The following is a 23,562-nucleotide window of genomic DNA, read 5'->3' as shown; positions in this document are numbered from 1 at the left end:
TCAACGCGCACCCGTCGACGGCCCGCTGTCCTGCCAGCGGCGCATCAGGCCGTTCGACGGCACGGTTTCGTCGAGCAGCTTGCGGGCCGTTTCGACGCCGGCCACCGGCAGCCCGGCCGGGTCGAGCAGGCCGACCTGCACGAGCACGCTCGCCTGGTCCCAGTAGATGTGTTCGTGATAGAGCTTGTCGCCGCGAAACTTGACGATCGCGACGAGCGGGATCTCGACACGCTTGCCGGTCGGCGCGACGCCCGGCAGCATCCAGTCGATCTCGGTGGTGTGCGTGAAGCAGAACAGCAGCTCGTCGACGATCTGGCTCGCACCGATCGTGCGCGAGATCGGCGTGATCGTCGTGTCGGGCGGGTTCGCATGCACGAAGTGATGCGTATAGAAGCGCTTCAGCTCGTCGTAACCGACGCCGCCCGTCAGCGTCGGGATATGGTTGACGTACGGCTGGGCGACCATCGTGGCCATCGTCGCGTCGACGTTGCGCGTGGCGAATTCGTGTTCGAGATGAGCTTCCCACAGTGTGGACAGGTCGTAGTGCGGGCCGAGCGCGGCGCGGAACGCGGCGATCGCGCGCTGATGGGCCATGATCGCGGCGGCTTTGTCGAAATGATCGCCGCCGGCGCGGGCGAATGCGTGATCGACGCCCGGATACACATACACCTCGACGCCGTCGCGCGCGGACAGCGCGTCGGCGATGCGCTGCTGCGCGTCGGGCGGGCAGAAGCGGTCCTGTCCCGCGATCTGCAGCACGAGCCGCCCGCGCAATTGCGCGGCCTCGTCCAGCGCGTGCTCGATGCCGACGCCGTAGTAGCTGACCGCCGCGGCCACGTCAGGCAACCGGCACGCGGCGAGATACGCGAGCTTGCCGCCGAGACAGTAGCCGAGCACGCCGGCTTCGCCCGTGCATTCCGGCCGCTTTCTGAGCGCGCTCAGCGCGACGCCGACGTCCTCGACGCCCTTGTCCTCGTCGTATTCGCGATACAGGGCCATGGCGCGCTCGGCATCGGCCGCCGCGTAACCGAGCTCGATCCCCGGCGCCTGGCGCCAGAACAGATCGGGCACGAGTACCGTATAGCCTTCCTCCGCGTAGTAGTCGGCCGCGTCGCGCATCGCCTCGTTCACGCCGAAGATCTCGTGGCACAGCACGATGCCTGGCCCCGTGCCGCCGGCCGGCGTGCTCAGGTACGCGCGAAACGTTCCGCCATTCGGCGACGGAATCTCGATGTAACGTCCTTTCATGGGTCTCTCCATTCGGTTCATCTCTGCGACGGGCCCAGTATTGGCGGACGAAACGGGCGCTTCTATCCGCTTTCTTCGGCCGGTATCCGCGAATTCCGGAAACCTGCTGCACCGGCCGCCGCGCGTGGGCAGGCACGCGGCTGACTGCGGGTATGTGCGGATGCGGAATGCCCGCACAGTTTTCTACGATGCGCGAACGGTCCGCTTCTTGCGTCGTTTGCGCGGGACTTGCGTGTTTGTGTGGCCGGACTGTCCGGATACTCCGGGTGCTGTCCGGATCGTGCGGCGGATTCCCCGATACCGGGAATGCATGCACGGCGCGAGTGCGATCGAGCATGACGGGAGAACTTCGATGGCGCAATTTTCGGAAACCGGCTGGCTGGCCGACGCCGCCTGTTTCAATCACGACAACCTGATGCTGCAGTCGAACGACGTCGACGAGGTGCGCGCGCGCGTCGCCGACGTATTCAAGCCGCACCGGCTCACGCCGACCGGCGAATCGCGTGCGCTGCACAGCTGCATGCATCATGCGCGCTGGGGCAACCTGTCGCTGAACCTGCTCGACTATGGCGGCGGCGTCAGCATCGAGCCCGGGCCGCTCGAACACTTCTTTCTGTTGCAGATCCCGCTGCGCGGCGACGCCGAGATCGAATGCGGTTCGACGCGCTTCGTGTCGTCGCCCGGCACCGCGTCGCTGATCTCGCCGACGCTGCCGCTGAAGATGCAGTGGGGCGATGCCTGCCCGCAAGTGATCCTGCGCATCGAGCGCGAAGTGATGGAGCGCCATGCGCAACGGCACTTCGGCGACGACCGGCGTGCGCCGGTCGAATTCGAGCCGGAGTTCAGCCTGTCGTCGCCACAAGGGACGTGTCTCGCGCAGTTGCTGCCGGTCCTCGCCGGCGCGATCTCGACGGACGCGCATCCGCTGCGTCATCCGCTCGCGTTCGAGCAGCTCGAATCGACGCTGCTCAACCTGCTGCTGCATGGCCACCCGAACAGCGCGCGCAACGGCACGCGGCACCTGCCGGTGGTGCTCGCGCCGTTTTACGTGCGGCGCGTCGAGGAATACATCCGCGCGCATCTCGACGAGCCGCTGACGATCGAGCGGCTCGCCGAACTCGCCGGCGTCAGCCCGAGCACGCTGTTCGCGGGGTTCCGCAATCGCCACGGGATCACGCCGATGGGTTTCGTGCGGCAGTTGCGGCTGCAACATGTGCGCGAGGAACTGCTGGCCGACGAGACGCCGGGGCTCGCATCGGTGACGGACATCGCGCTGAAATGGGGCTTCGCGCACCTCGGGCGGTTCGCGATCGAGTACAAGCGGGCGTTCGGGGAGTCGCCATCGGCGACGCTGAGGATGCGGCGCGGGCGGGGGTGACCGGGCTTACGGCAGCGGCGCACCCCACGCCGCCGTCACATCGCCGCCCAGCCGCCATTCGCTGAACGGGCGGCGCGGCGCGATGATCGCCGGCAGGCGGCGATCGTGAAAGCGTGCGTAGTACGGCTCGACCCAGCTCAATTCATCGCGAAACGTCCACGGGAACAGGTCCTGCTTGACCGGCGTGATGGCCGTGAAGCTCGCGGGATTATCCACCGCGGCAATCACGAGATTCGCGAGGCGGCCGATCGCGCCGTCGTTTTCCCGGTAGAGATCGATATGGCGCCGCTGCACGAGCTCCGCCGCGAACACGAGCGGCAGCAGCGCGAACGTGTGATAGTGCAGCGCGCGGTTGCCGCGCTTGACTTCCCGCGCGAGCGAGCCGTCGGGCCCGATGTCGCGAATGCCCTCGCGAACGCGCAGCAGCCCCGAGTCGATGAGGCTCGCGTTGCCGGTCACGGTGCCGATGGCGATCAGGTCGAGTCCGGCCCAGTAGACGAGGTTGTTGTGCAGGTGGTTGATCGCTTCCGCATCGCGGGTCGCGATCGCGATGCGTTCGAGCCACGGATCGATCGTGTCGAAGCGCGCGCGATTGGCATCGCGCACGTCGCGCGGCATGCGCAGGATCACCATCGCGAAATCGGTGCCGGCCCATGAGCGCTCGTAATGGCCCTGGTAACCCGAGATCCGGCCCATCAGCGCATCGGCTCGCGCCCAGCTTTCCAGCAGGTTCAATGCGCACGACCAGTCGCCGTGATCTGCCGCCGTGTTGAGCCGGGCGATGAAATCGCGCATCGGCTTCACGGCGCGCGCATAGCCGGCGGCGTCGTCATAGTAGCCGGGCGGATCGATCGTCGTGACGGCCGCCGGCAGGTCGCAGGCGTGGGCCGGCGGCGCGGCGCAGAATAACGCGCCCAGGGAGAGCAATACGGCGAACAGCGGTCGAGTCGACAGGCGGCGCATACGGTCCCCGGTGGTAACGGTCGTGACGCCGGGCGCACGTGGTCGACGCATCGCAATGCATCGTGCGGGGCCGTGTGGTCCGCGGCCGTTTCCGGGTCGAACGCAGTCTAGCGTTCCCGTCTTTCATCCGCCTTTCCCGGTGGCAGCCGACTGGATCGATGGCGTGCCTGCGCCGTTTCCGCTGCGCGATCACCGGATTCGCCCGCCCGCGTACTTTTTTAGAAGACCACGCCATATTCGCCCGGTATGATCGCTGCGCTCGCGAACGACGCCACTGGCTATCGGATTCCGGCTCGCGCGCAATCGACATCACAAGCATGACAAAACAGGGCGGACGCCGTTCGATGCGTCGCGCCGCGATCGGGCCGAATCGGCCACCAGCACGACGGAGCAGGGAACGATGGTAACGGGGACGAGTGCGGCGCGACGCGCGAGGGCGATCGCGGCCGGCGGAGCATTGTGCGTGGCGGCGGCAGGCAGCGCGCCCGCGCAGGCTTCGGATGCAGGGGGCGCGCCGCAGGCCGGCGCGGCCGCCGCCGTGCTGCCGGCCATCGACGTGAACGGTGCGACCGACGGCGCGTCCGCCGGGCTCGTCGGGCGGCGCACCACGGCTGGCACGAAGACCGACACGCCACTGGCCGAGATCCCGCAAACGATCAATATCGTGACCGCGCAACAGATCGAGATGACCGGCGCGGCCGACCTGAACCAGGCGCTGCGCTACGTGCCGGGCTTCTCGACGTTCGGCGCCGACAGCCGGACCGACTGGTATGCGGCGCTGCGCGGCTTCACGCCGACGCTGTACGTCGACGGCGTGGCGGCGCCGAATACGGCCGTGATCGCGAACTGGCGCGTCGATCCGTACACGATCGATTCGATCGCGGTACTGCGCGGGCCGACGTCGGTGCTGTACGGCGCGGGCGAGCCCGGCGCGATCGTCGACGCCCATACGAAGCTCGCCGACGGCGAACGCGTGCGCGAAGCCGGCGTGCAGATCGGCAACGATGCGCGCAAGCAGGTCATGCTCGATGTCGGTGACAAGCTCGACTCGGATGGCAAGGTTGCATACCGCTTTGTCGGCATCGCGCGCGACGGCAACGCGGTGACGGGCCCGAACGGCGACCGGCGCGTCGCGCTGGCGCCGTCGTTCCGCTGGCGGCCGAACGCCGACACGTCGCTGACGGTCTCCGCGACGTTCCTGCAGGACAGCGGCGACATTTCGTCGAACTTCCTGCCCGCGTCGGGCACCGTATTGCCGAACCCGAACGGTCGCCTGTCGCAGGATATCTACATGGGCGACCCGTCGTTCAACGACTACCGCAAGAAGCAATGGTCGCTCGGCTACACGCTGGAACATCGGGTGAATGCGATCTGGACGCTGCACCAGGACGTGCGCTGGTCGCACCTGTCGCTCGACGACGCGACGGTGTTCGGCAACGGACTCGTGCCGCGCAGCACGACGAACATGATGCGTTTCGCGGGGCTGTTCCAGCTCAACTACAGCCGGCTCGACATCGACAATCACGCTCAGGCGCGCTTCGGCACGGGGCCGCTCGAGCATACGCTGCTGTTCGGCCTGCAATTCGACCGGCAGACGACGACCAATAGCGTGCGGCTGGCGCTGGCGCCGTCGCTCGACCTGTACCACCCCGTCTACCGGCCGGTGACGGCCGCGATCTTCTCCGGTCCGACGTCGCTCGGCCATGTCGACCAGTACACGGCGCTGAACGCGTTCGGCGTGTATGCGCAGGACCAGATCCGCTGGCAGCGCTGGACGCTGACGCTAGGCGGCCGCGAGGATCTCGTGAACGCGCGCTTCGACGACCGGACGGCGGGCACGCAGGCGCAGCAGGACGTCAGTGCGTTCTCCGGGCGCGTCGGGCTCACCTATCAGGGTGACGCCGGGTTGTCGCCGTACGTGAGCTATTCGACGTCGTTCGATCCGGTCATCGGCGTGCGGATGTTCGGTAGCGGCTTGCCGAAACCGACGCGCGGCGCGCAGACCGAGGCCGGGCTGCGCTGGCAGCCGCCCGGCAGGAACCTGATGCTGAGCGCGGCCGTCTACCGGATCGACCAGACCAACGTCGTGACACCGACGCCGGTGAACCTCGACCCGACCGGCACGACATCCGTGCAGACCGGCAAGGTGCGCTCGCGCGGCATCGAGCTGAGCGCGGTCGGCAAGGTGACGCGCGAGTTGTCGATCGTCGCGTCGTATGCGTACCAGGACGTCAAGAACGTCCAGGCGAACGATGCGTCGCTGAACAACTGGCCGGTGTCCGTGCCGCTGCCGCGGCAGATGGCGTCGATGTGGGCCGACTGGACCTGGCGCACGGGCGCGCTGTCGGGGCTCGGAATCGGCGGCGGCGTGCGCTACCAGAGCGCATCGGCCGGCGCGCCCTACAACTCGCTGACGGTGCCGAGCGCGACGTTGTATGACCTGGCGTTGCATTACGACATGCCGCACTGGCGTTTCGCGCTGAACGTCGCGAACCTGTTCGACCGGCGCTACGTCAGCGGCTGCCAGTCGTACGCCGTATGCGTGTTCGGCAACGAGCGGACCGTGCTGGCCAGCGCGAAATACAACTGGTGATCGCGGGCTCGGCCAACGTGCCGAGCGTGCCTATGCGCGGCGTTGCGGCCCGCGGGTTGCGGCGCGCGAGCGCGCCTGCCGCTGGCGTCGCCACTCGGTCGGTGTGGTGCCGAAGCGTTCGCGAAAGGCCGTCGCGAAATTGGCCGGCGTGGAAAAGCCGATTTCCTTCGCGATGCTCGCAATGCTGAGCGACGTCGAATCCAGCAGATCCTGCGCGATCCGCAGCCGCTCGTGCCGCAGATACTCGAACACCGTCTGCCCGAGATTGTCGCGAAACGCGCGCGACAGCCGCTTTTCATGCGTGCCGACCGCGCGTGCCAGCTGCTCGACCGTCGGCGGGTCGTTCAGCGTGCGCGACAGGTGGCGGATCGCCGCGCGCACGATGATGTCGTCGTCCTTGCCGGCCGCGAACGGGCCGTCAGCCTGCTCCGCATCGGCGGGCCGTTCGCGCGTCGTCCGCGCGAGCTGCACGCGAATCCGCGCGACCACTTCCGCCGGCTCGAACGGCTTCACGACATAGTCGACGCCGCCGATTTCCAGCCCTTCGAGGCGTTCATGCAATTCGCCGGCCACGGTCAGGAAAATCACCGGAATCGCGCGCGTGGCCGGATCGGCCGCGAGCAGCCGGCACGCGGTGAAACCGTCCATCCGTGGCATGCGGACATCCATCAGGATCAGGTCGGGCAACAGCGCCTGCGCGCGCTGACATGCCTGCATGCCGTCCGACGCGATGCTGATCCGGCAGCCCGTGTCGCGCAGGATGTCGATCAGCAAACGCAGCTGGTCGGGTTGATCGTCGACGACCAGGATATGGGCGTCGCTTAATGCGGAGATCGATGAAGGCATCGTGCACCTGTTCTGGAATGGCGGTTGGCTGCGTTTCCGCGGGTGGCCTGCCCGGTTCTGGGGAAACGTCGTGAGCCGCTCTATGACGACGCAGACACGCATCGCACGCTCGCATCGATTCCGGAGATTGCCGTCACTGCGCGGCAGGCAACCGTTCGTCGCAAGCCACGGCATTCGTTTTTTTTGATCACTGAGCCGGCAAAGACTCGGACGATTGCCGTGCTCGCGTGGTGAAGTTCGCGACTGCGGAAATCAATGCGAGCGGAATTGTAGGAGCTTATTTCGGATCCCGCCAGACGAGGCAGCTCTATTCGCATCATTCCGCTTTCATGATTTTAAAAATGGCGGTTTACGACAGGAATGCCGTGAGTTGATAAGGGCTGGTACTCATGGTTTACGCGAACATCCGGCGCACAACCGATGCTGTCGGTCAGCTTCGATATTATCGTTTCGAGATCGAGTTGAATTTAAATCCGCTTTGGCAAAGTATTTATCCGCCACGAAAAACATTTCGATTAATGTCGGCGGCGCGAAATCGTTTGCGAGACGTAGATATTTCATGTAAGTCATTGAATGTATTGAATTTCACAATCTATAAAGAATGTCGGCTTTAATAATTTAAGATCGTGTCCCATAATTCGTCCGAACTTTGAATGCCGGGTGGTACAGCACAGCGGAAGGCGCCACAAGCGGTGACGGACGTTGTGCGATTCGAGTCCGGCGCATCAATTGATGCGCGCCCGAGCGAGTGCTCGTGGCACGGAAGCGAAACATCGGTTGCCGAAGATGAAATAAAAGAAGCGGGGTTGGTCGCGGTCGGCGCGACATCACATCAGAGGTGTTTATAACGGCAGGTCGAATCTCCGGATTCAGCCGGGGAAAGGCTCGCCCATAAACAGTATTACGTATTCCTGATGCAGTTTCCAGATTAACGGAACGGGCCGCAAAAAAGACGGCGTGCCCGGAGGCTTCGATCGTCCTGTCGAAACGAATGGTCGATGCAAGTCACCACCGATGTGGCCGGGCCGGATGCCGGCATCGGGTTCCGCACTGAAGTCGCAATCGCAATCGAAGTCGAAGCTGTCAATAACGTTAAGTAATCCGAATTTAAACAAGACGCTATACAACGGAGCAGAAGGCCATGAAGAGGAAGCAGATTTCGGCGCTCGCCGCCGCGATGTTCACGGGCGCAGGTGTGCTGATCGCAGGCGTCGCGCACGCCGACAATTTCGTCGACCGCGGCAACCCGGACAACGCGCTGACCGGGCAGTGCATCGACGGAACCAACCCGCTGTGCGTTGCAACGAAGAGCGGGAACTACGTGGCGGTGAGTACCGCGAACGTGACGCAGGGCACGAATGCGAAGGCCGGCACCAGCGGCATCGCGATCGGCGACCAGTCGAACGCGAGCAGCAACGGCGGCAGCAGCAGCGGCGGCGCGATTGCGATCGGTGTCGGCTCGCAGGCGCTGGCGAACTCGTCCACCGCGATCGGCACGGTAGCCGTCGCGCAAGGCAACACGGCACTGGCGATCGGCCGTCAGTCAGCCGCGATCGGCGATTTCTCGATGGCGCTCGGCAACGTCGCGGATGCGCACGGCACAAGCTCGATCGCACTCGGCCACTCGGCGCTGGCCAGCGGCGATCGCTCGATTGCGATCGGCGGCGCCAACCCGACGTCGAGCGATGGCGTGTCGGCCGGCGCGTCGTATGACGCGGCGACGCAGACGCGCGCCGGCGGCACGCAATCGGTAGCGATCGGTGCGGGTGCGCAGACGAACGGCAACAACCAGGTCGCGATCGGGTCGGGCAGCATCGGCGTGAACAACGGCGGCACGCCGGTGTTCGGCGGCACGGCCGCGCCGGTCGGCGGCGCGGTATCGTTCGGCGCGATCGGTAGCGAACGCCAGCTCAAGAACGTCGCGGCCGGCGCGGCCGATACCGACGCCGTCAACGTCCAGCAGCTGAAGAACGTGAACAACACGCTCAGCACGGGCATCGGTAACGTCGATGCGCGCGTGACGTCGGTCGGCAATTCGCTGTCGACCACGATCTCGAACGTCGACCAGCGCGTGACCAACGTCGGCAACAGCCTCAGTACCAGCATCGTCACGGCGACGCAGAACGTCGTGAAGTACACCGACAACACGCATGCGGCGATCGCGCTCGACGGCGCCGGCGGCACCACGATCGGCGGCGTCGCGGCCGGCGTGGCCGATACCGACGCGGTCAACGTCGGCCAGCTGAAGGGCAGCGTCGCGCCACTGCAGACGTCCATTTCGACGGCGGCCTCGAACATCGCGAACCTGCAGACCAGCGTGACCGGCATCAACACGTCGCTGAGCACGGCGGCCTCGAACATCGGCAACCTGCAGGCGGCCGATACGCGCAACGTGAAGTACGACGGCGCAAGCGGCTTCGACTCGGTAACGTTCGCGGGCACGAACGGCACGACGCTGCACAACGTCGCCGATGGCAAGGACGCGCACGACGCGGTCAACGTCGGGCAACTGGGCGGCGGTCTCGCGTCGCTCAGCACGAGCGTGACGAACAACCTCAGCACGACGCTCGGCAACCTGAGCACGTCGATCACCAGCCAGATCGACAACGCGACGAAGAACGCCGTGCAGTACGACAGCGACGCGCACACCGGCGTCACGCTCGGCGGGACGGGGGCCGCGTCGCCGGTCGGCCTGCACAATGTCGCGGACGGGGTTGCCGCGAACGACGCCGTGAACGTGGGCCAGCTCGGCAAGGCGACCGACACGCTCAACCAGTCGATCACGACGGTCGGCAACCAGGTGACGACGAATACGGGCAACATCGCCGCGCTCCAGCAGGACGCGCTCCAGTGGAACCCGGGCCTCGGCGCCTACGATGCCAGCCACGGCGGCCATGGCCCGCAACGGATCAGCAACGTCGCGGCCGGCACGAACGGCACGGATGCAGTCAACGTCGACCAGCTGAGCGCGGCAATTCATGACGGCACGAGCCAGCTCGATGCGCTGGCCGTGAAGTACGACGATGCGAGCAAGCGGCAGGTGTCGCTCGGCGCCGGCAACGGCGGAAGCCCGGTGCACCTGACCAACGTTGCGGAAGGCAATGTGGCGGCCGGCAGCACGGACGCGGTGAACGGCGCGCAGCTGCGCCGCACGACCGACGGGGCTGCGGCCGCGCTCGGCGGTGGCGCAACCGCAAACCCGGACGGCTCGATCAGCGCGCCGTCCTACAAGGTCGGCGGCGGCTCGTTCAACAACGTCGGCGATGCGCTGACGAATCTCGACGGCCGCGTCGGCAGCAACACGACGACGCTCGAGAATCACGAAACGCGCCTCGGCAACGCCGAAACGAACATCGCGGGCAATACGGCCGCGATCGCCGGGCTGCAACAGGACGCGCTGCAGTTCGATCCGAAGCTCGGCGCGTACAGCGCGGCGCGCGGCGGTGCGCCGACGAAGCTGACGAACGTGGCCGACGGCAACGTCGCCGCGGGCAGCACGGACGCGGTGAACGGCGGCCAGCTGTCGGGCGTAAAGACCGCGCTCGAACAGCAGATCACGAACGTGTCGAACCAGGCCGGCGAGGCCGTGAAGAACGTCGTCAAGTACGACGTCGACACGAACGGCAACCGGCTGAATTCGGTGTCGCTCGTGGGCGGTGACGTCAATTCGGCCGTCGTGCTCAAGAACGTCGCCGCAGGCACCAGCGATACCGATGCGGTGAACGTGAAGCAACTGAAGGACGTGCAGTCGAACCTCAACCAGCTCGGCGCGCTCGCGGTGCAGTACGACGACAGCTCGAAGAGCACGATCACGCTCGGAGGAGCAGGCGGCACGCGCATCACCAACGTGCAGGCCGGCACGCTCAGCGCCACCAGCACGGATGCGGTGAACGGCTCGCAGCTGTACGCGACCAACCAGCAGGTGTCGAAGAACACGACCGATATCTCGAACCTGCAGGGGAGTGTAACCAACATCGCGAACGGCAAGGCCGGCCTCGTGCAGCAGCAGGATCCGAACGGCGCGATCACGGTCGGGAAGGACACGGGCGGCACCAGCGTGAACTTCTCCGGCACGGCGGGCGACCGCGTGCTGACCGGCGTTGCGGCGGGCGTGCACGACAACGACGCAGTGAACATGGGCCAGTTCAACACGGCACTGCAGAACGCCGCGGCCACCGACAAGATCCGTGCGGCGGCCACCGATGCGAACACGACCTGGATCGCGCGCGCCGATGCGGGTTCGATCGGGTCGACGGCAACGGCAACCGGCAAGAATGCCGTGGCGGTCGGCCAGGGCTCCGTCGCCGATCGCGACAACTCGTTCTCGGTCGGCGCGAAGGGCAGCGAGCGCCAGGTCACGAACGTCGCGGCCGGGACGGCGCCGACCGACGCGGTGAACGTGCAGCAACTGAACGACAACCTGTCGGCGGCATCGACGCAGGCGAAGGGATACACCGACCAGCGGATCGGGCAGGTGTACAACTCGTTCAACGACCTGAAGAAGGACATGTACGGCGGCGTCGCATCGGCGATGGCGGTGGCCGGCTTGCCGCAACCGACGGGCGCGGGGCGCTCGATGGTGTCGGCGGCAACGTCGAACTATCACGGCCAGCAGGGCTTCGCGGCGGGGTACTCGTACGTGACGGAGAGCAACCGCTGGGTCGTCAAGGCATCGGTGACGGGCAACGCGCGGTCGGACTTCGGCGCGGTGGTCGGCGCGGGTTACCAGTTCTAACCGGCACGTTTCAAGTGATGTAACGAACAGCCTGTCTCTCATGCGAGTGACAGGCTGTTTTTCTGTGTGGACCGGTCGGCAGTTCATAGGCATTCACGACACCGATCCCGCCCAATATCGGCCCGCAGCTTTCCGGGTGAATGCCGGACTTTCCCGCTATGGCCGGTCGCGCGGCGTTGAGCACGATCCACCGGCAATGCAGGTGATGTCGGGTGCCGGCCGGAAATCGAAGGCCCGAGGTCCGTACGCGGATCTCGGGCCTTCGACGTTTGACGCGGGTGCAGACCGGGTACCCCGCATCGGGTGGGCCCGTCCCGAATGCGAGTAGCGCAATCCACCGCGATCGTCTCCATGCCCCAACCGGCGGCCCCGCACGGGTTTCATGCGCGGTCCGGGCCGCCCTCCAATGCGAGTTGTTGAATGTGAGCCTTCGCTCGTATTCTGAAGTCGTCGGGCGGGAAGGCATGGGGCCTCCGCCCATCACCGCATGTGAGAGCACGACAATGACCGGAACGACACACACGATGAAGCTCAACCACCTGAGCTTCCCCTCGGCCGATACGCTGGCGACGGCCCGATTCTTCGAGCGCTACCTCGGCTTCACGATCGCGGGAAGCTGGGACCAATCCTGGATCCTGAAGCGCCCGGGCTTCGACGTCGTGATCGATCACGTCGGCGACGGCGTACCCGCATGGCCGAAGAATTTTCACATCGGGTTCGAACTGCCGAGCCTCGAAGCCGTTCGCGCACTGTTCGAGCGCTTCAGGGAAGAGGGCGTTGCGATGGAAACGGACATCTTCAACAACGGGCGCGGTTCGCGATTCTTTTGCCGGGAGCCCGGCGGCGTGATGTTCGAACTGAACACGCGCGCGGATGCCTCGCCGGAATATCAAGGTACGTTCGACGACTGACGCGGGCGTCCCTCACGTCTGGCTCAACTGCCGGCGCGGGCGTGCATCTCGATGAACGCGCGAGTGTGCGATGGCTCGGTGATTTCCGTCCATTGCAGGTGCGCGTATTTCGGATCCTCACGCAGCTTCGCGAACTTGACGCGGTTTCTGGTGAACGTGCTGTACGACCACAGCAGTACCGAGTCGCGCGAGCAGAACGCCATCCGCAGCGATTCCCGGTTGCCATGGGAAAGCTCGGTACGCATCAGCCCGCGGCTGATCGTCCGCCAGAGCACACGGGAGAACACTGTCCAGCGTCCGAAGTTGAGCCAGACGACGTGCGTGGCGCGCGACCACAGCACGTCGCGCACGGCGCTGTAGTTCCCGTCGGCGACCCAGCGCTCGCCGGTCGTCGCAGCACGTACGGCCTGCTCGAACTGTTCAGGCGGCACGGCTGTCCAGCCGGGGCCCCAGTAGAGTCGATCGAGTTCGATGTACGGGTAGCCTGCTGCAGCAGCCAGTGCGCTGGAGAAGGTGGATTTTCCCGCTCCGCTTGTTCCGACGACGATGAAGCGCATGGGTAGACCGTGGTCGATTTTCGAGGCCGCGTATTGTGCCTCATGCGCCGAAGCCGCGCGCCGGTCCAGCCTCTACTTGGCGGTACGCGGCGCGCGCCGCGCTTTCCCTGCTCGCGGCGCCGGCGGTGCGCTGTCCGCGTCGTCGGCGTCCGGCGCCACCAGTTCTTCCATCAACGCCAGCGTGCGCAGGCAGAATTCGTTGCCGGCCGCGCGCTCGGCATCCGAGAGATGCGCCATCGCCGGTGCGATCGACGATTCGTTCGCGAGCTTCACGACGGCCTTTTCGACGATGTCGAGCCCCTTTCGCGTCAGGTGCACGATGAATCCGCCGGCATGGCCCGGATCGGGTCGGCGCTCGACCATCCCGAGGCTCGCCAGGCGGTCGATCTTCTTGGTGATCGCACCCGACGTCACGAGCAGCGCGCGGTACAGGTCGGTCGGGCGTTTCGCGTAAGGTTGCCCGCTGCGGCGCAGCGCAAGCAGCACGCGCATGTCGGAGCCGCTGATGCCGCACATGCGCTGGCACATCTTGTCGAACGACTGCTCGACGAGCGTGCCGATCCGCATGAAGTAAATCGCCAGCAGGAAATTCGACAGGTCGAGATCGCTGTGCTCGTGCTGCCACTGCAGCGTGATCAGTTCGATCAGGCTGTTGCGCGGCAGGCTCGCCTTGGCGGCGGATTCCGTCTGCGCCGGGGCCGCCGCGGTGCCGGCGGTTCGGCGGCGGGCGGGCTGCTTTGCGTCTGCGGTGCTCATCTCGATGGCTTCCTTGGAAGGGGTGCGACCGGATCGATCGTAACGGGGCGGCGACTGGTGCCGCTGTCCGCCATTGTACGTAAGTTTCCCGGTCGCACGTCCACGTGCATCGCTACCCGGCCTGCACGGTCGCCCGCAGCATGTCGGCCACCTGCCGCTGGGCGAGCGCGGCGGCGTCGACCTCGCCGCGCATGCCGTAGAAGGTGTGCAGCATGCCCGCATAGCGCACGCAGGTCGTCGGCACGCCCGCATCGGCAAGCTTGCGCGCATACGCTTCGCCGTCGTCGCACAGCACGTCGCACTCGGCGGTGATCACGAGGGCCGGCGGCAGGCCCGCGTGGCTCGCTGCATGGAACGGCGACAGCGTCCAGACCGACGGCGACACGCCGTGATCGAGCGCGTACTCGCGAAACGCGTGCACGACGTCGGCCGTGCGCTGCACGAAGCCTTCCGCATACACCGACCGCGACGCGTGCTGCTGGCGCGCGTCCGTCGCCGGATACACGAGCGCCTGTGCGAGGAGGCGCGGCCGCGCATTCTCTCGCGCGAGCAGGCACACGACGGCCGCGAGATTGCCGCCCGCCGATTCGCCGAACACCGTCAGCCGCGCAGTGGGCAGCCCGTGCTCGTGCCCGTGCTCGGCCGCCCAGCAAGTCGCCGCCCAGACGTCTTCGAGCGCGGCAGGGAACGGATGCTCGGGCGCGAGCCGATAGTCGACGCTGATCACGGCCAGCCCCGAGTCGTTGGCCAGATGCCGGCACACGGCGTCGAAGCTGTCGAGATTGCCCATCCGCCATCCGCCGCCGTGAAAGGCCAGCGTCACGCCGGTCGCGCCGTCGGGATGGTAGATGCGCACCGGGATGCCGCCGCCCGGGCCGGGCACCGCGAGGTCGAACACCTTGTCGATGCGCGGGCCGGCCGCCCGTGCGGCCGTGCGCGCGGCGATGCCGGCGCGCGCGTCGTCGGCGCTCATCTGCGCCAGGCTCGGCCGCGCGGCAGCCGCGTCGGCGAACGCGCGTAGAGACGGATGAATCAGGTCGCGCGGGGAGGGCTGTTTCATCGTGCTCATGGCGTGGGCGTGGCCGACGGCGCAAACGTGATCGCGGGAATCGCGGCCTTCACGCTCAGGCCGCCGTCGACGGTGACGATCTCGCCGGCCATGTGCGCGCTCAGGTCGGACGCGAGGAACAGCAGGTGGCCGGCGATCTCGGCGGGCGTGGCCGCGCGCCCGATCGGGATCGCTTCGCCGACGCGCGTCCAGGTCGCGGCGTCCAGCCGCTGGTTCAGCCGCGGCGTGCGCACGAACCCCGGCGACACCGCGTTGATGCGCACGTTGTACGGCGCATACTCGACACCCGCGCAGCGCACCAGATGATGCAGCGCGGCCTTCGACGCCGCATACGCGACCTCGCTCGGCACCGCGCGATCGCCCGCGAGCGAGCCGACGAACGCGAACGTGCCGCCGCCGTCGCGCTTCATCATTTCGCCGCCGATCTGCAGCGCGAGGTACGCATGGCGCACGACGATGTCGAACTGCTGCGCCCATGACGCGTCGTCGACGGCGGCCAGCGGCTTGATGCCCGCCACGCCGATGATGTCGACCACGCCGTGGATGCGGCCGAATTGCTCGCGCGCCGTGTCGAACACGCGCTGCATGTCGTGGCGCGAGGTGGCGTCGGCCGTGCACGGAATGCCGTCGACCGCTTCGGCGATGCCGCGCGCGAGCGTCTCGTCACGGTCGACGCAAAGCACGCGCGCGCCGGCCTGCGCAAGCGCATGAACCGTCTGCTCGCCGATGCCCTGGCCGGCGCCGAGCACGACGAAACCGCGTCCGTCGAGGCGCAACAGGGACAGATAATCCGGCGTGGGGCTGCGGGTTGGATCGTAGGTCATCAAGGTTCTCCTCAGGCTTCGACGGCTTCGGTGGTATCGCGATGCGCGGGCAGCAAATCCTGCCAGGCCGCATCGTCCGCGAGCGGCCGGTCACATGCGCTGACGCCGCGCAGATCGAGCCCGAGCGCGGGCGGCTGCTCGTTGTTCATCACGCGCTTGACTGCTGCCAGCAGTGCGCGGCGCACGCGCACGACGGCCTGGTCGGCGGGCACCAGATGCTCGCGCGAGCGGTCGTACAGCGGCCCCTGGGACAGCCCGATCGTCGCATCCTCGACTTCGACGCCGCGCAGGCCGGTCCAGTTTTCCTGCATCAGCGCGCGGCTCTGGCCGAACGAATCGGCCCAGCTCGCGTTGAACGTGCAGTTCTTGCGATCGTAGTACTTCGGATCGTCCAGGCCCAGCAGCTCGATGATCTTGTCCTCGGTGACCGGCAAGTCGCCGTGCACGACGATATAGGTGCTCGTGTGCATGTCGTCTTCCGGCACCTCGAGCACGGTGAACAGGAACGCCGGCGCGGGAATGATGCGGCCGTACGGCACGATGAACGGCACGACGCGCGCGTTGCGCACACCGGGCTCGCCGGTCTTGCGCAGCGCAACATAGTGAAAACCGAACGCCGTGTCCTCGATCTTCAGCGACGGTTCGAGGTCGTTCGACGCGAGCGCGGCCGGATTCACGACGTCCGGATTGCGCGTGAACGAATCGTCCTTCCAGCCCGGCCGCGCCATGTTGGTATGCAGCACGCCGACGTGTGAGCTGTCCTCGCCGCCTTCGACCAGCTGCAGGTAGTTGCACGCGACGTTGATGCGCAGCACGACGCGATGGTCCGGCGCCGCATCCATGAACGCATAGCGCGAGAACGCGGGTTCGAGCTCCTTCGGGCCGACATACGCCCACACGATGCCGCCGGCTTCGCGCACCGGGAACGCGGGCGCCTTCATCCGCGCGGCGTACTTCGGGTCCGCATGGTTCGGCGTCTCCAGCACGGCACCGGACACGCTGAACTTCCAGCCGTGATACAGGCAGCGAATGCCGCCTTCCTCGACGCGGCCAAGCGCGAGCGACGCGCCGCGATGCATGCACAGCTCCTCGAGCAGGCCGACCTCGCCGTTCGAATCGCGGAATGCGACGTACTGCTCGCCGAGCAGTCGCACGCGCAGCGGCGCGCAGTCCGGCTCCGGCAGTTGCACGGACGTGCACACCGGGTGCCAGTAGCGCCGCATCAATGCGCCACCGGGCGTGCCCGGGCCGACACGGCACAACATCTCGTTATCTTCGTGGCTCAACATGTTGGACTCCTGTTCAAATGGTGGTCATGCATTGCGCTGCGTGCGTGTGCCGGCCGACGACACGATCCGGTGATGCGGCACCAGCCGACGCCAGTCTTCGCCCGGGCCGATCTCGCCGGATACGCCGATGGCGCCGCCCGATTCCGCCCGCAGCGCCGGGATGTCCTGCTGATCGCGCTCGGCACGAGCGCATGCAAGCAATGTGCGGTGAAGGCGGCTGATCGCAAGATCGGCGGTCGACAGCATTTCCTGCGACCGGTCGCGGATCGCGCCGCTCGAAATGCTGCACGCGGCGTCTTCCTGCGTGATGCCGTCGAATCCGGTGAAGTGGCCGTCGCGCTGGGCCCGGCGATCCTGCCGATAGCCGTTGACGAACGACATGGCCGCCGGCGAATCGCAGGTGTCGAGCGTCATCCCGTACTTGCGCAGCGTCGGCTCGTCGAGACCGACGAACTTGAGCTGCGCGCTGCGCAGCGGTTCTTCGCCGACCGGCTTCTCCGCATCCCACCACACGTGGAAGAAGTAGCAGCGCTCGTCGTTGATCGGCACCGCCGCGAGCCAGACGTCGCCGTTCGCGTTCGCAATGAAGCTCGGCGCGATGAATGACGTGACGCGCGCGATGCGGTTGTCGCCGGCCTGGCGGATCGCGACATAGTGAAAGCCGAAATCCGTCTCGTCCGCTTCGATCGTCGGGGCGGCGTCGAACTGCATGTGCGTGATCTTCCCCGCGTAGTCGAGGTCGGACGCGTTGGTCTGCGCGAGCGCGGAGCTGTGCAGCACGGTCAGGTGCGACGAATCGACGAGACCTTCGATCACCTGCACGAAGTTGCAGTTGACGATCGCGCACACGTTGATGCGGTGAGCATCGGACTGGTCCATGAACGCGCGGTGCGGGAACGGCGGCGCCTTGCCTTCGGGACCGAGGTACGCCCACATCAGGCCGCCCGCCTCGCGCACCGGATACGTGCGGCCGCGAATGCGGCTCTTGAACTTCGGATCGGGGACATTCGGCGTTTCGAGCACCGTGCCGTCCACCGCGAATTTCCAGCCGTGATAGATGCAGCGCAAGCCGTCGCCGTCCGCGCGGGCGAGCTGCATCGACGCGCCGCGGTGCAGGCAGCCCTCGTCGTAGAGGCCGGGCCGGCCATCGCGGTCGCGCCAGACCACGAACCGCTGCCCGAGCAGCTCGATCGTTTCCGGATCGCCGTTCGGCTGCGGAAGGTCCGACGACTGGATCACCGGCAGCCAGAAGCGGCGCATCGCGTTGCCCATCGCGGTGCCCGGGCCCGTGCGGCACATCAGTTCATTGTCCTGCTTGGTCAGCATGTTGAGTTCCTCGTTCCAGTGTTCAGTGGCACGTGCGCGGCGGCATCAGAGATCGAGCACCAGCCGTGCAGTCTTCGCACGCGAGCAGCACGGCATGAAGCTGTCGTTGCGTGCTTTCTCGTCGTCGGTCAGGTACAGGTCGCGGTGGTCCGGCTTGCCGGCCAGCACCTTCGTCATGCAGGTACCGCACACGCCTTGCTCGCACGACAGCGGCAGGTTGAATCCGGCATCCAGCAGTGCATGCGCGGCCGTCTGGCCGGCACCCACCTGGATCACTTCGCCGCTGCTGCGGATTTCGATCTCGAACGGGCCGTCTTCGTCCGACGGCTCGACCGGCGGCCCCGCGAAATATTCACGATGCAGATGCGCGTCGTCCCAGCCGAGCGCGCGCGCGGTCTGCAGGACGTGATCCATGAAACCCGTCGGCCCGCACACGTACAGATGCTTGTCGGCCGACGGTGCGCCGATCGCGGCGTGCGCATCGAGGTGCTGCCCGTCAGGACCGTCGTCGACATGAATCTGCACGCGGGCGTGCGGATCGTCCGTGGACGACAGTTGCTGCACGTGTTCGACGAATGCCATGCGCGACAGCGAGCGGCCGCAGTAGTGCAGATCGAACGGGCGGTGCTCGCGCGCCAGTTGCTGCGCCATGCAGAGGATCGGCGTGATGCCGATGCCGCCCGCGAACAGCAGCGACCGCTCGGGGCCACGGTGCAGCGCGAAGTGATTGCGCGGCGCGCTGATCGACAGCGTGTCGCCCGCGCGGACGTCGTCGTGCAGGCGCGTCGATCCGCCGCGCGATTGCGGATCGCGCAGCACGCCGATGCGGTAGCGCGACCGTTCGGCGGGCAGCTCGTACAACGAGTACTGGCGCACGAGCCCGCCGGGCAGGTGTACGTCGATATGCGCACCGGCTTCGAAGTCGGGCAGGCGGTCGTCCGACAGCGGCGTGAGTTCGTAGCCGACGATGCCGTCGGCGAGCCACGTCTTCGCGGATACGACGACTGGCAGCAGTGTGTTAGACGATGGAGTGTTCTGTTCCATGATGGACGCTCGTATGAGAAGGGGGGGCGTGCGTCAGGCCGCGACGGGAAGGCGGCGCCGGATGACCACCGGCGACGCGCCCAGTTGTTGCTGGACGAGCCAGCGCGCGAGACCCTGGTCCATGACGCGTACGTGCTCGGGAAACCATCCGGCCAATGCGCGGGCGAATGCACGGACGACCTGCGGCCGGCCTTCGGCCAGCGCGGCGCGCACCTCGCCGGTCGACTGCAGCACGGCCGCGTGCTCGTCGATATGGCAGCCGGCGGAGCCGTAAGCCGTCTCGCGCATCGCGGTGTCCTCGTCGCCGAAATGGCTGTGTGCGTGCGCGGCAAATGCGTCGAGCGCGCGCCCGAGGTCGTCGTCCGGCGTCGTGAGCAGCGCGTTCACGCACGCGACGAATTCGTGATGGGTGTCGTCCATCGGACCGTGACCGAGCGCGTAGTCGTCGTTCCAGACGAAACCGGCAGCGTCCGATGGCGACTGTGCATACCCGTTCCGGGCAGCGGTCCGGTGATCTTCTGACTCTTTCATTTCCATACCTCGTTCCATGAAGCGGATCAGACGAATCAGTATCGTCTTCCATGGAAGATAGATTGGTGTGAGCCAAAAGTCGAGGTAGGGAAAACTATGACTGACCGGGATTATCCAATGAATCCCCGTTCAGGCGTCTTTGCGAGCCGGCCTAGGGGTAACTCACGATCCGCCGTACGGTTGACACGGAAGATGTGTGATTACTATCTTCCACGGAAGAACAGAATCACATGGAGGCATCAAAATGAGTCTGCGGACAAACAGGTTTGGAGAAGGGTTGGCCAGGTACAAGGCGGTTTGCGCCGGACTGTCGGCGCTCGCCGCATGCGCGTCGGGCGCCGTGCACGCGCAATCGAGCGTCACGCTGTACGGGATCATCGATACGGGCGTCGAATACATCACGAACGTCGGCCCGCAGAAGCAGAGCGTGGTGAAGGTGCCGCAGCTCACCGGTTCGCTGCCGTCGCGATGGGGCATACGCGGCAAGGAAGACCTGGGCGGCGGCCTGAGCGCCGTCTTCGTGCTGGAATCGGGCTTTTCGCCGGGGCAGGGGACGCTGAACCAGAGTGGCCGCCTGTTCGGCCGGCAGGCGTACGTCGGCCTGTCGGGGCGGTGGGGCACGCTGTCGTTCGGCCGCCAGTATTCGCAGATCTACTGGGCGATACCCGGCGACACGATGGGGCCGAACATCTATGCGGCGGGGCTGCTCGATACGTACCTGGCGCAGGCGCGTCTCGACAACACGATCGTCTACAGCATTACGGCGTCGGGCTTCACCTTCGGCGTCAGCTATTCGCTCGGGCGCGATGCGGTCGCGCCCGCGGCCGCCGGGGGATGCGCGGGCCAGTCGCCGACCGACTACCGCGCATGCAAGACGATCGCCGCGATGCTGAAGTACGAGTCCGACAGCTGGGGGATCGCAACCGCGATCGACCGGAACAATGGCGGCGGCGGCCCCGGCTCGCCGCTGCCGAGCAGCTCGCAGACCGACACGCGGGCCGTCATCGACGGCTACGTGAAGTTCGGCACCGCGACGATCGGCGGCGGCTTCCTGCACCGTATCGATCACGGCGAGCTCGCACCGGGCGTCGTCGACGCGAACAGCAATTACTGGTGGCTCGGCGCGACCTATCTGCCGGTGCCGAGGATCGTCCTCGACGCGCAGTACGGCCATCTCACCGTGAGTGGGCACGACGCCGGCGCGTCGGTCATCGCGGCGCGCGCGATGTATCTGCTGTCGAAGCGCAGTTCGGTGTACGTGACCGCGGGGCGCATCTTCAATCAGCGCAATTCCGTGCTGACGATCGACGGCGGCACCGCGGGCACGTCGTCATGGCCGGCCGCCGGCGTGGACCAGACCGGGGTAATGCTCGGCATTCGTCATATGTTCTGACGGAACGGCACACGCGTCTGGACGCGTGTGCCGGTAATCGTTCTGGCGGGAAAGCGTCACGGAGCGCGACACGCACGGAGCGACTTCCATGGATGATTTTCGGTGGATATCTCGCAGAATACCCGTAGGCCGCCGTGCGCAATACAGTGTTGCAGGAGCGGAACATTCGCTCGAAACCCGCGAAATATCAGCGTTTACGCGGTTCAAGACCATCCGCGCGATTCAGGTCAATTCCGTCTTGACGTCTTCCGTGGAAGATACGATGATGATTTCCAGAAATATCCCGGAGAGAATCTCACGCGCCTGGCGCGGTGAGCCCGTCTCCGCCGACACTCTGGAGACACGCATGAAGATGCAGACTGCAACGCCCGACCCGGGCGCCGATCCGACGCTGCCGGTCGGCGGACTGTCCTACGTCAGGGGCGCTGGCGATTCCGCGTTGAGCGAACTGACGGTCGCGGCACTGCTGGCCGACACCGTGAAGCGCCACGGCGAACGTCCCGCCGTCGTCTTCCGCGAGCAGGGCGTGCGCTGGACCTGGCGGGCGTTCGCGGCGGAGGTCGATGCGATGGCGGCTGGCCTGCATGCGATGGGCCTGCGCCAGGGTGACCGTATCGGCATCTGGTCGCCCAACCGGTTCGAGTGGACCGTGACCCAGTTCGCGACGGCCCGGCTCGGGCTGATCCTCGTCAACGTCAATCCCGCGTATCGGCTCGCGGAGCTGGAATATGCGCTGAACAAGGTCGGCTGCAAGGCGATCGTCGCGCCCGAGTCGTTCAAGACGTCCCGTTACCTGGACATGCTGCGCACGCTGGCGCCGGAGCTGCCGCACTGCGAGCCCGGCGCACTGGATTCGGCGAGGCTCCCCGCGCTGCGCTGGGTGATTCGCATGGAGGACATTCCCACGCCGGGCATGCTGACGTACCGACAGGTGCTCGCGCGCGGCGCACATGTTTCGACGGACGAACTCGACGCGATCGCCGCGACGCTCGACGCGAACGACCCGATCAACATCCAGTTCACGAGCGGCACCACCGGCGCGCCCAAGGGCGCCACGCTGACGCACCGGAACATCGTCAACAATGCGCGGTTCGTCGCCGCGGCCATGAACCTGCGCGAAGCGGACCGGCTGTGCGTGCCCGTGCCGCTGTATCACTGCTTCGGCATGGTGATGTCGGTGCTCGCGTGTACGGCCAGCGGCGCGTGCATGGTCTTTCCCGGCGAGGCGTTCGATGCGGCGGCCACGATGGCGGCCGTGAGCGACGAGCGTTGCACCGCGCTGCACGGCGTCCCGACGATGTTCATCGCGCAGCTCGATCACCCGGACTTCGCGCGGCACGACTTCTCCAGCCTGCGCACCGGCATCATGGCCGGCGCGCCATGCCCGATCGAGGTGATGAAGCGGGTCGTCGTGAACATGCACATGACGGAGGTCACCATCGCCTACGGCATGACGGAAACCAGCCCGGTGTCGTTCCAGAGCGCGACGGACGATCCGCTCGACAAGCGGGTCTCGACGGTCGGGCATATCCAGCCGCATCTGGAATGCAAGGTCGTCGACATGAACGGGAACGTCGTGCCCGTCGGCGAGACGGGCGAGCTGTGCACGCGCGGCTACTCGGTCATGCTCGGCTACTGGGACGACGACGTGCGCACGCGGGAGTCGATCCGCGACGGCTGGATGTATACCGGCGACCTCGCGACGATCGACGCCGACGGCTACTGCAACATCGTCGGGCGCGTGAAGGACATGCTCATTCGCGGCGGCGAGAACGTCTACCCGCGCGAGATCGAGGAGTTCCTGTTTCGCCATCCGAAGGTGCAGACCGTGCAGGTATTCGGCGTACCCGATCAGAAGTACGGCGAGGAAATCTGCGCGTGGATCGTGCTCAAGCCCGGTCAGGATGCGTCCGAGGACGAGATCCGCGCGTTCTGCCGCGACCAGATCGCGCATTTCAAGATTCCGCGTTACATCCGCTTCGTCGACGACATGCCGATGACCGTGACCGGCAAGGCGCAGAAGTTCGCGATGCGCGAAAGCATGATCCGCGAACTCGACCTGCACGCAGGCACCCCGACCTGAACCCCCGCACCCATCC

At 66.5% G+C, this 23,562-nt stretch carries 17 protein-coding genes; 6 read left to right on the top strand and 11 right to left on the bottom strand.

Going from position 1 to position 23,562, the window contains the following annotated elements:
- Complete coding sequence (locus KEC55_RS33395; protein WP_282511633.1) at positions 1–1,248, bottom strand: dienelactone hydrolase family protein; 1,248 nt, start codon at positions 1,246–1,248, stop codon at positions 1–3.
- A 352-nt stretch (positions 1,249–1,600) separates the two neighbouring features.
- On the opposite strand from KEC55_RS33395, the gene KEC55_RS33390 reads away from it, so the two are divergent.
- Positions 1,601–2,626, top strand: a complete 1,026-nt coding sequence (locus KEC55_RS33390; RefSeq protein ID WP_282511631.1) for an AraC family transcriptional regulator — start codon at positions 1,601–1,603, stop codon at positions 2,624–2,626.
- A gap of 6 nt (positions 2,627–2,632) precedes the next feature.
- Here KEC55_RS33390 and KEC55_RS33385 read toward each other — a convergent pair whose 3' ends face one another.
- Positions 2,633–3,589, bottom strand: a complete 957-nt coding sequence (locus KEC55_RS33385; RefSeq protein WP_282511630.1) for a mannuronate-specific alginate lyase — start codon at positions 3,587–3,589, stop codon at positions 2,633–2,635.
- A gap of 400 nt (positions 3,590–3,989) precedes the next feature.
- Here KEC55_RS33385 and KEC55_RS33380 point away from each other — a divergent pair, with 400 nt between their 5' ends.
- Entirely contained in the window at positions 3,990–6,182 is a 2,193-nt protein-coding gene (locus KEC55_RS33380; RefSeq protein ID WP_282511629.1) for a TonB-dependent siderophore receptor, read from the top strand.
- A 30-nt stretch (positions 6,183–6,212) separates the two neighbouring features.
- On the opposite strand, the gene KEC55_RS33375 is transcribed toward KEC55_RS33380, so the two are convergent.
- Complete coding sequence (locus KEC55_RS33375) at positions 6,213–7,028, bottom strand: response regulator transcription factor (RefSeq protein WP_282511628.1); 816 nt, start codon at positions 7,026–7,028, stop codon at positions 6,213–6,215.
- 1,141 nt (positions 7,029–8,169) lie between these two features.
- On the opposite strand from KEC55_RS33375, the gene KEC55_RS33370 reads away from it, so the two are divergent.
- A complete protein-coding gene (locus KEC55_RS33370) occupies positions 8,170–11,763 on the top strand; it encodes a YadA family autotransporter adhesin (RefSeq protein WP_282511627.1) in 3,594 nt (1,197 codons plus the stop codon).
- A 503-nt stretch (positions 11,764–12,266) separates the two neighbouring features.
- On the top strand, positions 12,267–12,674 hold the full coding sequence (locus KEC55_RS33365; protein WP_282511626.1) for a VOC family protein: 408 nt from the start codon (positions 12,267–12,269) through the stop codon (positions 12,672–12,674).
- A 23-nt stretch (positions 12,675–12,697) separates the two neighbouring features.
- Here KEC55_RS33365 and KEC55_RS33360 read toward each other — a convergent pair whose 3' ends face one another.
- The 8 genes from KEC55_RS33360 to KEC55_RS33325 all read right to left on the bottom strand — a co-directional run bounded on the left by KEC55_RS33360 (position 12,698) and on the right by KEC55_RS33325 (position 20,070).
- Positions 12,698–13,231 carry a toxin gene (locus KEC55_RS33360; RefSeq protein ID WP_282511625.1) on the bottom strand — a complete coding sequence of 178 codons (534 nt, stop codon included), beginning with the start codon at positions 13,229–13,231 and terminating at the stop codon, positions 12,698–12,700.
- A 72-nt stretch (positions 13,232–13,303) separates the two neighbouring features.
- Positions 13,304–13,987: a MarR family winged helix-turn-helix transcriptional regulator gene (locus tag KEC55_RS33355; RefSeq protein ID WP_282511623.1), complete on the bottom strand. Its 684-nt coding sequence runs from the start codon at positions 13,985–13,987 to the stop codon at positions 13,304–13,306.
- 112 nt (positions 13,988–14,099) lie between these two features.
- Complete coding sequence (locus tag KEC55_RS33350) at positions 14,100–15,047, bottom strand: alpha/beta hydrolase (RefSeq protein WP_282511621.1); 948 nt, start codon at positions 15,045–15,047, stop codon at positions 14,100–14,102.
- 5 nt (positions 15,048–15,052) lie between these two features.
- The gene (locus tag KEC55_RS33345) at positions 15,053–15,880 is read right to left on the bottom strand and encodes an SDR family NAD(P)-dependent oxidoreductase (protein ID WP_282511619.1); all 828 of its coding nucleotides are present in this window, start codon (positions 15,878–15,880) and stop codon (positions 15,053–15,055) included.
- Between the two features lie 11 nt (positions 15,881–15,891).
- The gene (locus KEC55_RS33340) at positions 15,892–17,169 is read right to left on the bottom strand and encodes a Rieske 2Fe-2S domain-containing protein (RefSeq protein WP_282511617.1); all 1,278 of its coding nucleotides are present in this window, start codon (positions 17,167–17,169) and stop codon (positions 15,892–15,894) included.
- A gap of 24 nt (positions 17,170–17,193) precedes the next feature.
- Positions 17,194–18,495, bottom strand: a complete 1,302-nt coding sequence (locus KEC55_RS33335; RefSeq protein WP_282511615.1) for a Rieske 2Fe-2S domain-containing protein — start codon at positions 18,493–18,495, stop codon at positions 17,194–17,196.
- Between the two features lie 45 nt (positions 18,496–18,540).
- Complete coding sequence (locus KEC55_RS33330; RefSeq protein ID WP_282511613.1) at positions 18,541–19,539, bottom strand: PDR/VanB family oxidoreductase; 999 nt, start codon at positions 19,537–19,539, stop codon at positions 18,541–18,543.
- A gap of 33 nt (positions 19,540–19,572) precedes the next feature.
- Positions 19,573–20,070, bottom strand: coding sequence for a bacteriohemerythrin (locus tag KEC55_RS33325; RefSeq protein ID WP_282511611.1), 498 nt, complete (start codon positions 20,068–20,070; stop codon positions 19,573–19,575).
- Positions 20,071–20,347: 277 nt separating this feature from the next.
- Here KEC55_RS33325 and KEC55_RS33320 point away from each other — a divergent pair, with 277 nt between their 5' ends.
- The gene (locus KEC55_RS33320) at positions 20,348–21,463 is read left to right on the top strand and encodes a porin (RefSeq protein ID WP_282511609.1); all 1,116 of its coding nucleotides are present in this window, start codon (positions 20,348–20,350) and stop codon (positions 21,461–21,463) included.
- A gap of 346 nt (positions 21,464–21,809) precedes the next feature.
- A complete protein-coding gene (locus KEC55_RS33315; RefSeq protein ID WP_282513097.1) occupies positions 21,810–23,546 on the top strand; it encodes an AMP-binding protein in 1,737 nt (578 codons plus the stop codon).
- Positions 23,547–23,562 lie beyond the last annotated feature (16 nt).

This window comes from Burkholderia cepacia (assembly GCF_029962485.1).
GTDB lineage: Bacteria > Pseudomonadota > Gammaproteobacteria > Burkholderiales > Burkholderiaceae > Burkholderia.
Note: the sequence above shows the minus strand (reverse complement) of the source record. Positions and strands in the feature narration are given on the sequence as shown.

Coding starts and splice junctions, on each gene's coding strand:
- KEC55_RS33395 (WP_282511633.1), bottom strand. CDS start 1,248: ATGAAAGGACGTTACATCGAGATTCCGTCGCCGAATGGCGGAACGTTT.
- KEC55_RS33390 (WP_282511631.1), top strand. CDS start 1,601: ATGGCGCAATTTTCGGAAACCGGCTGGCTGGCCGACGCCGCCTGTTTC.
- KEC55_RS33385 (WP_282511630.1), bottom strand. CDS start 3,589: ATGCGCCGCCTGTCGACTCGACCGCTGTTCGCCGTATTGCTCTCCCTG.
- KEC55_RS33380 (WP_282511629.1), top strand. CDS start 3,990: ATGGTAACGGGGACGAGTGCGGCGCGACGCGCGAGGGCGATCGCGGCC.
- KEC55_RS33375 (WP_282511628.1), bottom strand. CDS start 7,028: ATGCCTTCATCGATCTCCGCATTAAGCGACGCCCATATCCTGGTCGTC.
- KEC55_RS33370 (WP_282511627.1), top strand. CDS start 8,170: ATGAAGAGGAAGCAGATTTCGGCGCTCGCCGCCGCGATGTTCACGGGC.
- KEC55_RS33365 (WP_282511626.1), top strand. CDS start 12,267: ATGACCGGAACGACACACACGATGAAGCTCAACCACCTGAGCTTCCCC.
- KEC55_RS33360 (WP_282511625.1), bottom strand. CDS start 13,231: ATGCGCTTCATCGTCGTCGGAACAAGCGGAGCGGGAAAATCCACCTTC.
- KEC55_RS33355 (WP_282511623.1), bottom strand. CDS start 13,987: ATGAGCACCGCAGACGCAAAGCAGCCCGCCCGCCGCCGAACCGCCGGC.
- KEC55_RS33350 (WP_282511621.1), bottom strand. CDS start 15,047: ATGAAACAGCCCTCCCCGCGCGACCTGATTCATCCGTCTCTACGCGCG.
- KEC55_RS33345 (WP_282511619.1), bottom strand. CDS start 15,880: ATGACCTACGATCCAACCCGCAGCCCCACGCCGGATTATCTGTCCCTG.
- KEC55_RS33340 (WP_282511617.1), bottom strand. CDS start 17,169: ATGTTGAGCCACGAAGATAACGAGATGTTGTGCCGTGTCGGCCCGGGC.
- KEC55_RS33335 (WP_282511615.1), bottom strand. CDS start 18,495: ATGCTGACCAAGCAGGACAATGAACTGATGTGCCGCACGGGCCCGGGC.
- KEC55_RS33330 (WP_282511613.1), bottom strand. CDS start 19,539: ATGGAACAGAACACTCCATCGTCTAACACACTGCTGCCAGTCGTCGTA.
- KEC55_RS33325 (WP_282511611.1), bottom strand. CDS start 20,070: ATGAAAGAGTCAGAAGATCACCGGACCGCTGCCCGGAACGGGTATGCA.
- KEC55_RS33315 (WP_282513097.1), top strand. CDS start 21,810: ATGAAGATGCAGACTGCAACGCCCGACCCGGGCGCCGATCCGACGCTG.